The organism is Paraburkholderia madseniana, assembly GCF_009690905.1.
GTDB classification, from domain to species: Bacteria; Pseudomonadota; Gammaproteobacteria; order Burkholderiales; family Burkholderiaceae; genus Paraburkholderia; species Paraburkholderia madseniana.
The window spans coordinates 107,292-122,527 of sequence record NZ_VOSW01000008.1 but is presented as its reverse complement, the minus strand read 5'-3'; the positions used below and the strand labels follow the sequence as shown (position 1 = coordinate 122,527).

Genomic DNA, 15,236 nt, shown 5'->3' with positions numbered 1-15,236 from the left:
TTACAACCGCTCACCGAGGAAGATCAGCGTGCGGCCATGCGCGAGCGCTGCAGCGGGCTGGCTATACGACGCGCGGTCCGAGCAGTTGAAGCCGTGATCGGCGTTCGGATAAATGTTGAATTCCGCATCGGCACGGCCGGCGAAGCGCTCCTGAATCTGGCCGACGGCCGACAGCGGGATATGCGCGTCGAGTTCGCCGTAGTGGAATTGCATCGGCACTTTGATCTTCGCGGCCTGCTCGAGCTTGTTCTGGATGCCGCCGCCGTAGTACGCCACCGCGCCGTCGAGCGAGCCTTGCGCGGCGGCCAGATACGCGAGCTGACCGCCGAAGCAGAAGCCGATCGCCGCAATTTTGCCGGTCACTTCCGGCATCGCGCGCAGCGCCGCGGCGGCTGCGCCGATATCGGCCACCGCCAGGTCGACATTGGTCTTTTGCATCAACTCGATGCCTTTCTCGCGATCCGCGCCGTCATACGTCAATTCGACGCGCGGCTGCACGCGCCAGAAAATGTCCGGTGCGAGCGCGACGTAGCCGTCTTGCGCGTACTGGTCCGCGACCGAGCGGATGTGGCTGTTCACGCCGAAGATTTCCTGAATGATGATGACGGCCGGTCCCTTGCCGCCTTTGGGCAGCGCCAGATAGCCGCCGAAACTGTCGTTGCCGACGGGAATGTCGATCCAGCGGGAAGTCGTGCTCATGTTGCTCTCCATTTACTCGTGCGTCGATGCGCGGGGTCGGTCTGAATGAATGCCAGAGGCCTGAATACCTGAGACGGGCGGTCAGTTTGCCATCAAAAGAAACGGCTTGCATTGAGGCCGCGCGCGGCCTGACGACGCCCGCCGCGCGGCGATAATCTCGTAAGGCGATTGAAACATTCTCGATAATTCATTTCTCCGCGCGCGCACGGCTCGGTAGAGTCTAAAGTCCTGGCTCGTCGATGCTACGAGCGCTTTGCCGGAGAGGGAATCGATCATGAATGAAGGCAGTTTTGTGACGCCGTTTGCGGCGCGTTTCGAGTTGCGGGTGCCGGTCGTGCAGGCGCCGATGGCCGGCGGCGCGACGACGCCTGCGATGGTGGCGGCGGTATCGAATGCCGGCGGTCTTGGCTTCCTCGCGGCGGCGGCACTGTCGCCCGAGAAGATCGCAAGCGAAGTCGCGGCGATTCGCGCGCTGACGGATCGCCCGTTCGGCGTGAATCTGTTTGTACTGGAGCCGGCCGCGCCGGACGAAGCCACCGTGCGTCACGCGCTCGAAGCAATCGATCCATTGCGCACGGACCTCGGTTTGCCGCCGGGTCAGCCGCTCGAACGCTACGCGCCGGATTTTCGCGCGCAACTGGAAACGCTGATTGAATTGCGCGTGCCGGTGGCGAGTTTCACGTTCGGATTGCTTTCCGCCGCCGACGTCGCCCGACTGCATGCGAACGGCCTATATGTAATAGGCACCGCGACGCATGTTGCCGAGGGTGTCGCCTGGCGCGACGTGGGCGCAGATGCCATCGCCGCGCAAGGCGCGGAGGCGGGCGCGCATCGCGGCACCTTCATCGGCGCATTCGAGGAGGCGCTGGTCGGCACGATGGCGCTCGTGCCGCAACTCGTCGATGCGACCGGGCTGCCGGTACTGGCCGCCGGCGGCATCATGGACGGACGCGGCATCGTCGCCGCACTCGCGCTCGGCGCGCAAGCCGCGGTGATGGGCACTGCGTTCCTCACTTGTCTGGAGAGTGCGATACCGCAGGCATGGAAAACCCGAGTACGTTCGATGTCCGACACATCGACCTCCGTGACGCGCGCGATCACCGGCCGTCATGCGCGCGGCATACGCAATCCGTTGATGCAGCGGTTAAGCGAGTCGGCGCATAAGGTCGCGCCTTATCCGGTGCAAAACGCCTTGACGCAGGAACTGCGGCAAACCGCGAGCCGCGCGGATAACGGCGACTATCTGTCTCTATGGTCAGGCCAGGGCGCGCCGCTTGGCCGCAAGCGCCGGGAAGGCCTCGGCGCTGCCGAACTGGTTGGGCAACTCGAGCAGGAATGGCATGCTGTGGCAGCACGGATCGGCGCGCTCAAACGTTGATTCGGCATGGCTCAGACGCGCGTCGCAGCAACTGCGACGCGCTTTGTTTTTACGCACAAAGCCTATTCGAAACATTAACGGTTTAACACGCTAAAAGCTTTAGGCCGCGCTGTTAGACGATAGGCGAACCTAGCGGAAACCCGCATGGGCTGGTGCTTTCCAGCCTGTCTTTCCAGCCGGAATCGACTCCTGTTGGATAAACGCTATTAGTGTTCATCCCACTTCCTCAAAAAAGTCCCACAATTTAATTTGATGGCCTACACTTGCGCGCAAGTACGGTTTGCCGTCTGCCACAAACAGTCCGGTGAACGTACTGGCCAAGTGCATGAACGATGCAACCGGCGTGGTCGTCCACGGGACTGAGCGACACGTGTAGGGAAGCGGGGGCACAGGGCGATTACGTTGTTTTTGGGACCGAAACTGGAGACTTACATGAACATCAAGATTCAAAAGCTGTTGCCGATCAGCGCTGCGGCCATGTTGTTTGCGTCGTTGGCAACGGGCGCGGTGGCGGACGAGGTCGTCAAGATCGGCCACGTTGCACCGTTGACCGGCGGTATCGCTCACCTGGGTAAAGACAACGAAAACGGCGCACGTCTGGCTGTTGAAGAAATCAACGCCAAGGGTCTGACGATCGGTGGCCAGAAAATCACGCTGCAACTCGACGCACAGGACGACGCAGCTGACCCGCGTACGGCTACGCAAGTCGCGCAGAAGCTGGTTGACGATAAGGTCGTCGCAGTGGTCGGCCACTTGAACTCGGGCACCTCGATCCCGGCTTCGAAGATCTATAGCGATGCTGGCATCGTGCAGATCTCGCCGTCGGCAACGAACCCGGCCTACACGCAACAAGGTTTCAAGACGACGTACCGTGTCGTGGCGACCGATGCGCAACAAGGTCCGGCGCTGGCTAACTATGCAGCCAAGGGTCTGAAAGTGAAGAGCGTCGCGATCGTCGACGACTCGACCGCTTACGGCCAGGGTCTCGCCAACGAATTCGAAAAGACCGCCAAGTCGCTGGGCCTGAACGTGATGTCGCATGACGCGACGAACGACAAGGCTGTCGACTTCCGCGCGATTCTGACGAAGATCAAGGGCGAAAACCCGGACGCGATCATGTACGGCGGTATGGACGCAACCGGCGGCCCGTTCGCCAAGCAAGCCAAGCAGCTCGGCCTGCGTGCGAAGGTGCTGGCGGGCGACGGCGTGTGTACCGACAAGCTGTCGGACCTGGCTGGCGACGCAACCGACAACATCGTCTGCTCGGAAGCCGGTATGGCGCTCGAGAAGATGGCTGGCGGCGCAGCGTTCCTCGCCAAGTATCAGAAGCGTTTCGGTCAGCCGATCCAGATCTACGCTCCGTTCACGTATGACGCTGTGTACATCATCGTCGACGCTATGAAGCGTTCGAACTCGACCGATCCGTCGAAGATCCTGGCAGCTATGCCGGCGACCGACTACAAGGGTGTGATCGGCGAAACCACGTTCGACTCGAAGGGCGACCTTCAACACGGCGTGATCTCGCTGTACAACTACAAGGCAGGCAAGAAGACGCTGCTCGACGTAGTGAAGATGTAAGAGCCGCATGACCGAAGACAGCCTGGTTTGTCTTCGATCAAGCAGATAAAAGGCACGCGCGCCGCAAGGCTCGCGTGCCTTTTCTTTTGAGCGTTTGCGTGCGAGGCTAGCGGGTTTGAGCACATCGTTTGGGAGAATGCCGTGACCACTGTGATCCGTTCGATCGACAACGGCTGGCGCCGCTGGATTGCCGAGAATCTGCTGCTCGACGCACCGCCGCCTGCGCTGCACGGTGCGCTGGTCGGACATGGTTTCGACCCCGCCGAAGCCGCGCGCGAAATCGAGGCGGCGCTCGCGAGTCCTTACTTTGAGGGTGCCGTGCGCTTGCGCAATCGTTTGCGCAAGCGTGAATGGATATTGTCGGTGTACGGCACGCTCAATCGTATGCGCGCCGGAAGCGGCGTGATCGAACGGCGCGAGCGTTTATCGCGTGACGAGTTCTTTGAGCAGTACTACTTTCAGAACCGGCCGGTCATCATCACCGGCGCTTTCGATTTCTGGCCGGCGCGCACGCAGTGGAGTTTCGACTACTTTCGCGAGCGGTGCGGCGATTGTGAAGTCGAGGTGCAGTTCGGCCGCGAGTCGGATGCGAATTATGAGATCAATCAGCCGAAGCTCAAGCGCATGATGCGCTTTGCCGATTATGTCGATCTCGTCGAGCGCAGCGGCCCGACTAACGATTTCTACATGACCGCCAATAACACTTCGCACAATCGCGCGTCCCTCGCGGCGTTATGGTCAGACGCGCCGACTATCCGCGAATATCTCGATGCCGAGTCGCCCGATACGGGTTTTTTCTGGATGGGGCCGGCAGGAACGAAGACGCCGTTTCACCATGATCTGACCAATAACTTCATGGCGCAGGTGATCGGCCGCAAACAGATCAAGCTGGTGCCCTTGTCCGATACGCCGCATATGGCGAACATGCTGCATTGTTATTCGGAGGTGGACGGCGGTGCGATCGACTACGAGCGTTTCCCGTCGATGCGCAATGCGCATTTGATGGAATGCACGCTCGAACCCGGCGAATTACTGTTTCTGCCGATCGGCTGGTGGCATTACGTGGAAGGACTCGATGCATCGGTGACGATGACGTTCACCAATTTTCTGCAGCGTAACGACTTCTCACGCGACTACGTGACATATCACGAGCTGTGACAAAAAAACGGCGAGCCGGTTGACCCGGCTCGCCGCCCCCCTTCGACGCTTGTTTTTTCGCGTCTTTATTTGCTGTCGTTATTCGTATTCGTTACTTCTTGCTCGTCAGGCCGGCCAGACCGCCGAGCAAGCCACCGCCCGTGGTGCCGCCGGTCGAGGTCCCCGAACCGGTCAATGCGCCGGTGACAGTGCCCAGCAGACCGGTGATCGGCGCAAGCGGGTTGCTGGTACTGCCAGTGCCGCCCGAGCCCGCAGCCGACCCGAGCGCGCCTGTCAGCGACGACACTGCCGACGTCACCGGTGCCAGCGGGTTGCCGCTGCCGCCGGTCCCCCCGCTCAATGCGCCCGTGACCGAGTTCAGCACACCGGTCAGCGGTGCAAGCGGGCTGCTGCCTGAGCTACCGCCGAGGCCACCGAGACTGCCAGTCACGGTGTTGAGGACGCTGGTCAGGGGGGCAAGCGGGCTGCTACCCGAGCTGCCGCCGAGGCCACCGAGACTGCCGGTCACCGTGCTAAGGACGCTGGTAATTGGCGCAAGCGGGCTGCCCGAACCGCTGCCGCCGGTCAGGCCGCCGCTCAAGGTGCCGGGCAACGCGGTGAGAATGCTGGTCAACGGCGCCAGCGGATTGCCCGTTGCGCCACCGCTGCCGCCCGGATTCAGGATGCCGGTGAGGCCGCCGAGCGGGTTGCTGCTGCTTGTGCCGCCCGCTGTCAGCAGGCCGCCGGCGGACGTGACCGTGTCGCCGAGCTTGGTCACGACATTGCCGAGGTTCTGGCCGATCGGGTTGTTGGTCGCGCTGCTGACCTGGCTGCCCGCGGTGTCGAGGCCGTGACCGATGGTCGACAGCAAACCGTTCAGCGGTGCGCCGAGTCCGGTCGTATCGCCGACGGTTTGGGTCGTTTGCGCGAGTGTGGCGGTGATCGGCGTGATCGCGGTGCTGACGGTTTGCGTCACTTGCTGGATCTGGCCGTTCGTCGGCTGCGAGCTCAGTTGCGTGCCAAGGCTGCTGACTGCAATGCCGAGCGTCGAGACCGTGCTGCCGAGCGGCGTGGTCAGCGGACTGAGCGGTGCGGTGGGACCGCTGCCGAGACTCGTCACGAGCTGACCGGCGCTGTTGACGGCCTGGCCTGCGTTATAAATCAGGCCGCCGCTGCTCGCCAGCGTCGTGCCGAGCGGATCGGTGGAATTGCCGAGCTGGCCGAGGCCGTTCGCCGCACCCGTGCCGACTGCGGTGACACCGGCGCCGAGATTCGAGACGACGTTGCCGAGCGCGGTCGTGGTGGCCGGGTTCGCGCCGGGGATCGGCGTGAGGCCGATCTGGCTGCCGATCGAGGAGACGGTTTGGCCGGCTGTGGTCAGCACGTTGCTGGTGTTCTGGACGACGACGCCGATCGGATTGGCGCTGGTCGGCGTTGGTGTCGGCGTTGGTGTCGGCGTTGGTGTCGGAGTGGGCGTCGGTGTCGGCGTCGGAGTGGGCGTCGGCGTCGGAGTGGGCGTCGGAGTGGGTGTCGGCGTCGGTGTCGGCGTGGGCGTCGGCGTCGGCGTCGGTGTCGGTGTCGGTGTCGGAGTCGGAGTCGGAGTCGGAGTAGGCGTCGGCGTCGGTGTCGGAGTAGGCGTCGGCGTTCCGCCTCCCGAGCCGCTTCCCGAACCAGAGCCCGAGCCGCTGCCGGAACCACTACCCGCCCCGGCCTTGGCGCTCGGGACGGTCAACGTGCTTCCGCATCCGGTCAGTAAGATCATCGACGTCACGCACATGGCGATCGCCGACAGTTTGAAATTGCGATTCATGGTCTGCTCCCCCGTAATTTGAAAATTGCTGGGAAGCTAACTGCAAGGCCTATGCCACTTGTGTTCGCATGCTCGATTCGATGAGTAAGGTCATACAAATCAAGAGGTTGGGAGAGGGTGCGTGACGCGATGAAGGTGTTGATGCCGCCGATGTGGCGGGGAACACATCAGCGTTCAGGCCGCGCGTAACGTAACGTAAGAACGCGGGTTTTCATATGGCGTGACGCCCGCCGATGCAACAGCAGCGCGCGTCTGCGTCAGATCTTCAAACGCCGCAGCACCTTCGGACCCGCGATCGCGATCAGCGCCGAACACAGGGCCACCACGGACAATCCGATCGGCAAGCTGGTCGCCTGCGTCACTGCGCCGATGATCACGGGCCCGAGCAGCAGCCCGAAGTACGCCAGCCCGGCGACATGCGCGAGTCCTTCGGCCGCGTGAATGCCTTTGACGCTCGCAGCGGCCGCAAACAGCACGGGCATCATGTTCGCGAGGCCGAGACCCATCAGCGTGAAGCCGATGAGGGCGATGACCGGATTCGGCAGCAGCAGTGCGCCGACCATCCCCGCGCAGGCAAGCGACGCGCTCGCCATCACCAGTTGCGGTGCGCCGAAGCGGGCGCGCACGGCGTCGCCGGCGAAACGCGCCGCCGCCATTCCGCCCGAAAACGCCGCGTAGGCCGCGCTCGCGAGGGCCGGCGTGGACAGCACGACGTCGCGCATGTAGACGGTAGCCCAGTCGTACATCGCACCTTCGGCGATCAGCGCGACCAGCGCCATGGCACCGAGCGCCCACAAGGCCGGCGATCGCCAGCGGTTGGCGCGCGGCGTGGCGGCGTCGGGATGGTCGGCGTGGGGCACGTGCGGCAGTACGGAAGGGCAGGCCGCAATCAGCACCAGCGCGCTGATCGCCGCGGCCAGCGTGAGATGCACAGCCGGCGCCATGCCGCGCGACAACAGGACGCCGCCCACCGCCGCGCCGACCATTCCGCCGACGCTGAACATGCCGTGCAGCGCTGACATGATCGGCTTGCCGAGCGTTTTCTCGACAGCGCTGGCTTCCGCGTTCATCGCGACGTCGAGCGTGGCCATGCCCGCACCGAAGACGGCCAGCACGATCAGCAACATCCAGTAAGCCGGCACGATCAGGATCAGCACCGCACATGCCGACATCACCAGACCGCCCGTCAGACAGGCCCGGCGCGTGCCGACCCGCGCAATCCAGGACGCATTCGCCGCCATTGCGCCGATCGAGCCACCGGCGAGAGCAAGCAGTGCGTAGGAGAGCATCGCCGCGTTCAAATGGAAGCGGTCGCGCACTGTCGGCACGTGCACGCCCCAAGACGCGTACATCATGCCGGCGATGAAGAACAGCGCCATCGTGGCGATACGGGCGCGCTGCCGCGCGGTGTCGGAGAGATCGCGATGAGCAGCGGGGAGAGTGACGAATTCGGCGGAGCGGTCGGACACGGAAATCTCGAGGAGGGAGAACGCGTGAGAAAGCGCGTTGAAAGCGAATTTCCGATTCTAACGAAGCGCGCTGTCTTATGCTTGGAGCAGATCGATCCAATGCCTGGCCATCGAGGAACGCGAACTTGAACATTCCCGCTCACGCACCGCTGCATCTGCTTCATATGGCCGCTATCGGTACGCTCGCAACTCACGCGCGTCAGCCGGAAGGCTTTCCTTATCCTTCGGTGCTGCCGTTCGCGCCGGATCCGCGGCATCGTCCGACGATCCTCGTGAGCCGGCTCGCCGAGCATACGCACAACCTGCACGCCGACCCGCGCGCCGGCTTTCTGGTCGTCGACGCACCGGACGGCGACGTGCTGAGCGGCCAGCGCGTCACCTTGCTCGGCACGTTCGAACCGGTCGACTCGACCCCCGAAGTCGTACAGCGCTATCTGCGCTATCACCCGGACGCCGAACGGTATCTGGTTCTCGGCGATTTCACGTTCTGGGCAATGAGGCTCGAGCGGCTGCGCTACATCGGCGGCTTCGGTGCGATGGGCTGGCTCGACGGCGCCGAACTCGATCCACTGCCGCCACTCGGCTTCGATGAAGAAAATGCGCTGATCGAACATTTCGCCGGTCATTCCCCGGGCGCCAGTGGACTTCAACTGCTCGGCGTCGATCGCTATGGCGCTGATCTGAAGCTGGACGGCGCGCGTACCCGTTTTGTCTTCGACGATGCGAAACGCAATACCGAAACCTTGCATGCGGCGCTCGAAGATTGCATCCAGCGCCACGCTAATTAAGTTTCGATTGCTGTTTCGGGAAAACACTCATGCCGCAATAACAAGGCAGAGCACGGGTCGTAATATGTTCCGACGTTTCATGTTAAAGCTTTCATGGCATGAAATGTTGGGACAATTTTTTTATCTTAAATTTCATTTTTTGATAATTAATCCAATAATGATCGATGTGCGACCATGCTTTTCAGCGGAATGCGAAAATTAGCTATTTGAAAGGGTCTGCGTAACATCGCGTCGGAGTGAAATTTTTTGAAACGAATTGAGATTAATTTTACGACGGCGCTTTTGTAGTCTTTCTATTTTGTGTTAATCTCGCCATCAAATTCCGAGGCATGATCACTTCAAAGGGCAAGCTGGCTTAAGACTGGCAGTCATTTATCCAAACCACAAGGGAACCTATGTCTTCCTACAAGGAACTACTCGCCCAGCGCGAGAAGCTCGAAAAGCAGATCGAAGAAGCAAAGTCGCGTGAATATGCAGAAGTGTTGAATGAGATCAAGCAGAAAATGGCCGATTACGGCATTTCGCTGACTGAACTCGGTGGTGGCCGTGGTGCCAAGGCTGCTAAGGCCGGTCGTCCGCGTGCAGGCGTCGCGCCGAAGTATCGTGATCCGGATAGCGGTAGCACGTGGTCGGGCCGCGGCAAGCCGCCGCGCTGGATCGCAGGTCTGGATCGCGAGAAATTTCTGATCCAGAAGTAATAGTTATACGGTCAATCAGTGGCGCATATAGCGCCTGCTGTTACCAGAAAAAAACCGCGTACCGTCAGGGCGCGGTTTTTTTATTGTCGCTGCAAATTGCCGTGACTCTTTGTCACACGCGTTCCATGAAACTGGAATGCGAATGCTTTTCGTTTAGATAAGCGTCTGATTTAAAAGGTTTTTTTGTGGTTTATCCAGTGCATATCAAGATGGGCCGGGTAGAATACAGGCATTGAACTCTTCACGTCGTTTCAGAGATGCCTTCCACCGCCGCCGTCCAGTCCGTCGAGAAACATCGCGTCGCGCGCAAAAGTACCTTTGTCAGTATTGCGCTCAATACGGTGCTGATGGCGCTGCAAATCGTCATCGGGGTGTTTGCCCATTCGCAGGCGCTGGTCGCCGACGGTATCCATTCGTTAGCCGATCTGATTTCCGATTTTGTCGTGCTAATCGCTAATCGGCACAGCGGCGCCAAGCCCGACGCGGATCACAATTACGGACATAGCCGCTATGAAACGGTTGCGTCATTGTTTTTGGGTGCGCTGCTGATTGTGGTCGGCGTCGGTATGTTGTGGCGTGCCGGCACGCGTCTCGCCGATTTGCAAAGCATCCCTGCCGTGCATATGAGCGCGCTCGCGGTGGCTGTGCTGGTGCTGATTTTCAAGGAAAGCCTGTTTCGCTACATGCTGCGCGAAGCGCAACGCGTGCGTTCAGCGATGTTGATTGCGAACGCATGGCACGCACGCTCGGACGCCGCTTCGTCATTGGTGGTCGCGATTGGCATTATCGGCAGCCTCGCAGGCGTGCGTCTGCTCGATCCGATCGCCGCGGCGATTGTCGGTTTCATGGTGGCGCGCATGGGCTGGATGTTCGGCTGGGACGCGCTGCAAGATCTTTCCGACCGCGCGCTCGACGAAGCCACCTCCACCGACATGCGCGCGCTATTGCTCGCGACGCCCGGCGTACGCGACGTGCATGAAATGCGCACCCGCAAGATGGGTGACTTTGCGCTTGTCGATGCGCATATTCTGGTCGACCCGCTGATCTCGGTATCGGAAGGGCACTACATCGCCGAATCGGCGCGCTTGCGCGTGCTGGCCGACAACCGCGTGCTCGACGCGCTGATCCATGTCGACCCGGAGAACGACGCGGTTGCGCGCCCGCCCGTCAATCTGCCGACCCGGGAGCGGGTCGTTGCCGTTGTCAACGCGGCGTTCGCCGTGGGTGACGTGAAGGCAGCGTCGGTCAATATGCACTACTTGAGCACGGGACTCGATGTCGAAGTGGTTTTGCCGGCGCCGGGCTCACGCACGGCCGAAAGCGATGTGCCGTGTCTGGCTCGTGTCGATCTTGACGCGCTCAGGCGCCGTCTCGGTGCCCGCAAGCTGGACGTGCTGCAGGGGGTGGACGTACTGCAGGCCGAAAGCGGCGTCTCGACGGAAGCAGGGCCCGGCGAGGCCATCGCCAGCGCCAAGGCTGAGCAACCGCATAGCGCCACGTGAGTGCGGTTACAGTCTCACAGCGGCAATTGCGTATCGAATTTGATCTCGCGCAGCACGACGCTCGTGCGCACTTGCGCGACTGCGGGAATCTTGAATATGCGTTCGTGCAGAAAGCTGTCGTACGCCTTGATGTCCGGCGCGACGATCTTGAGGATGTAATCGGATTCGCCGGTCGTGCTGTAGCACTCGGTGACCTCCGGGCAGGTAGCGATTTCCCGCTCGAACTGTTCGACCCCGCCCTCGGTGTGGCGCGTGAGATGGATATGCGCGAGCGCGCAGACGTGCAGCCCCAGCTTTTCGCGATCCAGCAATGCCGTGTAGCGCTGGATCACCCCTGATTGCTCCATATCCTTGATACGGCGCCAGCACGGGGTGCTCGACAGGCCGACCTGGTCGGAAATTTCTTGCACGGACCGGCGTGCGTCGAGCTGCAGCAGGCGCAGGATTTTTTGAGAGAACGTATCGAGTGTCAACTGCGCCTCCGTTGGCGTCGCCCTATCAACGCATGGTAGAGGTCTCGAAAACGAAACGCAATGTAAAACGGCTTCGGCGAGGGAGATTACCTAATTTGCCGGTTCCTCAGCGGCGTTTTGTCCTGAGCCGTCCCCATCTTTAGCGGCCACCAGCGTGGCTGCCTGGACCGCGCGCAGATCCTTGAGCATGTTGCAGAAAAGCGCGCCCTGTTCGATCGCGTCATCCAGCGCGACATGCGTGTGCGGATGTTCGTCGAACCAGTGCTTCGGGAAGCGCGGCTTGATGTTCTTGCGGTACGGCAGGCCAGTCAGTGCGAAGGCCAGTGTCTTGATGTCGAGCGCCGACCACGAAAACGGGCAGCGGCCGACAAACCGCATCATGTACCAGAACATATAGGTGAAGTCGAAACCGGCCGGCATCGCCACGAACACCGGCTTGCCCGGCAGCGCCTCCACCCATTCGACATAGGCCGTCAGCGCGGCCAGTGGATCCTGCAAATCCTTGCGGCAGGCTTCCCACGCTTCCGGCTGCGTCTTCCACCATGCTTCCTGCACCGGATGCGGCTTGGCGCCGTCGAGCAATTCGAGATTCGCGGAGAAGGTGGCGATCAACTGCTTGTCTTCCGTGTACGCGGCGGAGGCGAAACTGAGCATCGAATGCGGGCCGGGAATCGGGCCGTCCGCTTCGACATCGGTGCTCACGTAGATTTCGCTGCTCATGCTTTGACTCCGTCGGCGACATACGGATTGGTGCGGCGCTCAGTGCCGAACGTCGAGGTGGGACCGTGACCCGGAACGAAGGTGACGTCGTCGCCGAGCGGCCAGAGTTTTTCGCGGATCGCGCGGACCAGGTCGGCGTGATTGCCGCGCGGAAAATCCGTGCGGCCGATCGATCCGGCGAACAGCACGTCACCCACCAGCGCGAGCCGATGTGCGCGGCTGAAGAACACCACGTGGCCTGGCGTGTGGCCGGGACAGTGATAGACCTCGAGGGTTTCGTCGCCGAATTGCACGGTCTCGCCGTCTTGCAGCCAGCGATCCGGCCCGAATGCCTCGGCAGCAGGAAAGCCGAAGCGCGTGCTTTGATCCGGCAGCTTGTCGAGCCAGAAACTTTCGTCGGGATGCGGCCCTTCGATCGGCACGCCGTAGTGCGTGGCGAGTGTCTTCGCACCGGCACAGTGATCGATGTGCCCATGCGTGAGGAATACTTTTTCGACCGTCACATTCTGGCGTGCGATTTCACCCTGGATGACATCCAGGTCGCCGCCCGGATCGACGACGGCCGCGCGTCCGGTTGCCTCGCAAACGAGCAGCGAACTGTTCTGCTGGAACGGCGTAACGGGGATCAAGGTGACTTTCATGGATGACGGCGCCGCTGGAAAAACGTTGATTGTACCGGCGTCTCGTCGACGCTCGTCGAGGGCGCTGAGGCCCCGCTGCAGCGGGCTTTGAGCTGCCCATTTTTGCAGCAAGAGTGAAAATTCATCAAGGTTTTCAGTCGCTTGCCATCCCAAAATTTTCTTTTGGGTATAATGGCCTCCATGCACAAGGAATTGTGCATGCCACACGGCGATGCGTCCCCATCAAAAATGGGCACGCGGATTGCCACTCAAGTATGGGCTGTCGCAGTTTTGGGCGGCCATCAGGTATCGATGCATTCGATGCACACGTCTTACCCAGCCAGGCGCCGCGCGCCTGCAACGGACTTAAATTCCGTGACGCTGGGTGGGGCCTACGCCGCTGTTCCTGCGCGCTGAGTTCCGCGTGCAAGAACGTGTTTGCCACGTTCGATGGCGGCATGTGGGGTCTGGTCAGGCTGCCGGGGACAGGTTGCGCCAGACGTGAAAATTAACCGTGCGGTAGCGGCTGGGTAAGCCGCATCCGGGCTTTGACGTACTGCGCTTTTCTGCGCGGCGCGTTGTCGTCCATTGCCGCCGGAGTCGCAGGCAACACGCTCAACTTTTCGCGTGATGCGGCTCGACAATTTGATTGCACGTCTTATGAAAACTCGGTTATCCCGTGGTCTGGGGACTCTTTTTGCCTTTTTTGTGCTGGCCGGTTGCGCCACGCCTCCGGGCGCGAGCAACACGTCGGAAAGCGGCGTACCGCTGAGCACGAAGAATGCGCAGGGAGGTTCCTTCGGCCCGCAAGCTTTCGGTAGCGCGCCGGCATCCGACGCAGCCGCCAAAGGCTCGTCGCTGGCCGATGCCAAGCCGCTGACTGACGGCGGTTCGGGCATTGCGGACTTTCAGCAGACCGGTCGCGCCTCGTGGTACGGCCGCGGCTTCCATGGCCGCCGCACGGCCAACGGCGAACGTTTCGACATGCACGCGCTGACCGCGGCACATCGCACGTTGCCGCTCGGCTCGTATGTTCGCGTGACCAATCCGGCTACGTCGCGCTCGGTTGTCGTGCGCATCAACGACCGTGGCCCATATGCGCGTGGCCGGATCATTGACCTGTCGATGGCCGCCGCCGCCGCGCTCGACATGCGTCATGCCGGTACGGCGCGAGTCAAGATCGAAGGGTTGACGAGTCAGGAAGCACGCGCTGAACTGAATGAAACGCTGGCGTCGAACTCAGGTTCGAGCGCAGAGAAATAATGCAGGGGCCGCGGGCGCGCCTCTGACGCGCTCGTGACGCCGGGCAACATGGCGCTAACTCGCGCCGTTGTTCGCCGAAAGACAAAGGGCCGCTTCGCGCGGCCCTTTGTCTCTGCTCATCAACCGTGGCTGCACGCAGCCGCTCATTCCTTGCGGTCCTGGCTCGCGCTGCGAGCCTGATCCGCTGGCGCACATCCCTTCCCGTCCGCTTTATTCCTCGTCTTTCTTAAGCGCCAAAGCGCGCGCGTAGAGCGCGTTGCGCGATGCACCGGTGAGGGTTGCCGCAACTTTTGCCGCGCTGCTCACCGTCAACTCTTCCAACAGGATGCCCAGTAACGCGTCGTGATCGTGTTCGCCAGCGGCTTCCGGCTGCGCACCTTCCACCACCAGGACGAACTCACCGCGTTGCCGGTTCGGATCGGCCGCGAGCCACGTTGGCCCTTCGGCCAGGGTGCCGCGGTGCAGCGCTTCATGTAACTTCGTCAATTCCCGTGCGATCAGCAGCTTGCGCTCGCCGCCGAATGCGTCGGCCAACGCCTGCACCGTTTCGACGATCCGGTGCGGCGCTTCGTAGAACACCATCGCGTGCGGATGGTTCGCGAGCGCTTGCAGTGCCGCGGCGCGTGCTTTTGCCTTCGGCGGCAGGAAGCCGAGGAACGAGAACGTCGCGACCCAGTCGCCGGCCGCGCTTAATGCGGTGGCGAGCGCGCTTGCGCCGGGCAGCGGAATGACCGGGAAACCGGCTTCGCGCACCGCGTCGACGAGTTTTGCGCCGGGGTCCGAGATGCCGGGCGTGCCCGCATCGGATACGTAGGCCACGCGTTCGCCCGCTTGCAGGTGTTCGATCAGGCGCAGCGCCGCGGCCCGCTCGTTGTGCTGATGAACCGCGACGAGCGGCTTCGAGATGCCGTAGCGCGCGAGCAATTGGCCGGTGTTGCGGGTGTCTTCGGCGGCGATGCGGTCCACCAGTCCGAGCACATGCAACGCGCGCAGCGTGACGTCGGCGATGTTGCCGATTGGCGTGGCCACCACATACAGCGCGGCGGCAGGGTACTGCTGCCCTTGCGCGAGTTCGGAGAGAGGAGTCATGAGACAGAAGAC

13 protein-coding genes and 1 pseudogene are annotated in these 15,236 nt (G+C 62.0%); 7 read left to right on the top strand and 7 right to left on the bottom strand.

What is annotated here, in order from left to right:
* The gene (locus FSO04_RS06490; RefSeq protein WP_154558894.1) at nucleotides 1-699 is read right to left on the bottom strand and encodes a dienelactone hydrolase family protein; all 699 of its coding nucleotides are present in this window, start codon (nucleotides 697-699) and stop codon (nucleotides 1-3) included.
* Nucleotides 700-973: 274 nt separating this feature from the next.
* On the opposite strand from FSO04_RS06490, the gene FSO04_RS06485 reads away from it, so the two are divergent.
* The 3 genes from FSO04_RS06485 to FSO04_RS06475 all read left to right on the top strand — a co-directional run bounded on the left by FSO04_RS06485 (nucleotide 974) and on the right by FSO04_RS06475 (nucleotide 4,813).
* Nucleotides 974-2,077, top strand: a complete 1,104-nt coding sequence (locus tag FSO04_RS06485) for an NAD(P)H-dependent flavin oxidoreductase (RefSeq protein WP_154558893.1) — start codon at nucleotides 974-976, stop codon at nucleotides 2,075-2,077.
* 432 nt (nucleotides 2,078-2,509) lie between these two features.
* Nucleotides 2,510-3,655 carry a branched-chain amino acid ABC transporter substrate-binding protein gene (locus FSO04_RS06480; RefSeq protein ID WP_154558892.1) on the top strand — a complete coding sequence of 382 codons (1,146 nt, stop codon included), beginning with the start codon at nucleotides 2,510-2,512 and terminating at the stop codon, nucleotides 3,653-3,655.
* A gap of 141 nt (nucleotides 3,656-3,796) precedes the next feature.
* Nucleotides 3,797-4,813: a cupin-like domain-containing protein gene (locus FSO04_RS06475; protein WP_168435587.1), complete on the top strand. Its 1,017-nt coding sequence runs from the start codon at nucleotides 3,797-3,799 to the stop codon at nucleotides 4,811-4,813.
* Between the two features lie 91 nt (nucleotides 4,814-4,904).
* Here the strand turns inward: FSO04_RS06475 and FSO04_RS06470 are convergent.
* Nucleotides 4,905-6,305 (bottom strand): annotated as a pseudogene (locus FSO04_RS06470) (collagen-like triple helix repeat-containing protein); the annotation flags it as partial.
* A gap of 554 nt (nucleotides 6,306-6,859) precedes the next feature.
* Nucleotides 6,860-8,071: an MFS transporter gene (locus FSO04_RS06460; protein ID WP_168435586.1), complete on the bottom strand. Its 1,212-nt coding sequence runs from the start codon at nucleotides 8,069-8,071 to the stop codon at nucleotides 6,860-6,862.
* A 125-nt stretch (nucleotides 8,072-8,196) separates the two neighbouring features.
* Here FSO04_RS06460 and FSO04_RS06455 point away from each other — a divergent pair, with 125 nt between their 5' ends.
* The 3 genes from FSO04_RS06455 to FSO04_RS06445 all read left to right on the top strand — a co-directional run bounded on the left by FSO04_RS06455 (nucleotide 8,197) and on the right by FSO04_RS06445 (nucleotide 11,059).
* On the top strand, nucleotides 8,197-8,859 hold the full coding sequence (locus FSO04_RS06455; RefSeq protein WP_154558891.1) for a HugZ family pyridoxamine 5'-phosphate oxidase: 663 nt from the start codon (nucleotides 8,197-8,199) through the stop codon (nucleotides 8,857-8,859).
* Between the two features lie 395 nt (nucleotides 8,860-9,254).
* Nucleotides 9,255-9,557: an H-NS histone family protein gene (locus tag FSO04_RS06450; protein WP_054037926.1), complete on the top strand. Its 303-nt coding sequence runs from the start codon at nucleotides 9,255-9,257 to the stop codon at nucleotides 9,555-9,557.
* 257 nt (nucleotides 9,558-9,814) lie between these two features.
* Entirely contained in the window at nucleotides 9,815-11,059 is a 1,245-nt protein-coding gene (locus FSO04_RS06445; RefSeq protein WP_154558890.1) for a cation diffusion facilitator family transporter, read from the top strand.
* A gap of 14 nt (nucleotides 11,060-11,073) precedes the next feature.
* Here the strand turns inward: FSO04_RS06445 and FSO04_RS06440 are convergent, their stop codons facing one another.
* The 3 genes from FSO04_RS06440 to FSO04_RS06430 form a co-directional block, all read right to left on the bottom strand.
* Nucleotides 11,074-11,532: an Lrp/AsnC family transcriptional regulator gene (locus tag FSO04_RS06440; RefSeq protein ID WP_012431468.1), complete on the bottom strand. Its 459-nt coding sequence runs from the start codon at nucleotides 11,530-11,532 to the stop codon at nucleotides 11,074-11,076.
* Between the two features lie 90 nt (nucleotides 11,533-11,622).
* On the bottom strand, nucleotides 11,623-12,252 hold the full coding sequence (locus FSO04_RS06435; protein ID WP_154558889.1) for a 3'-5' exonuclease family protein: 630 nt from the start codon (nucleotides 12,250-12,252) through the stop codon (nucleotides 11,623-11,625).
* Entirely contained in the window at nucleotides 12,249-12,893 is a 645-nt protein-coding gene (locus FSO04_RS06430; RefSeq protein WP_154558888.1) for an MBL fold metallo-hydrolase, read from the bottom strand. Before FSO04_RS06430 ends, FSO04_RS06435 begins: the two co-directional genes overlap by 4 nt.
* Before the next feature lie 639 nt (nucleotides 12,894-13,532).
* Between FSO04_RS06430 and FSO04_RS06425 the strand changes: the two genes are divergently transcribed.
* Entirely contained in the window at nucleotides 13,533-14,135 is a 603-nt protein-coding gene (locus FSO04_RS06425; protein ID WP_414693390.1) for a septal ring lytic transglycosylase RlpA family protein, read from the top strand.
* A 210-nt stretch (nucleotides 14,136-14,345) separates the two neighbouring features.
* Here FSO04_RS06425 and rsmI read toward each other — a convergent pair whose 3' ends face one another.
* Entirely contained in the window at nucleotides 14,346-15,224 is an 879-nt protein-coding gene (gene rsmI, locus FSO04_RS06420) for a 16S rRNA (cytidine(1402)-2'-O)-methyltransferase (RefSeq protein WP_154558886.1), read from the bottom strand.
* Between the last annotated feature and the right edge of the window lie 12 nt (nucleotides 15,225-15,236).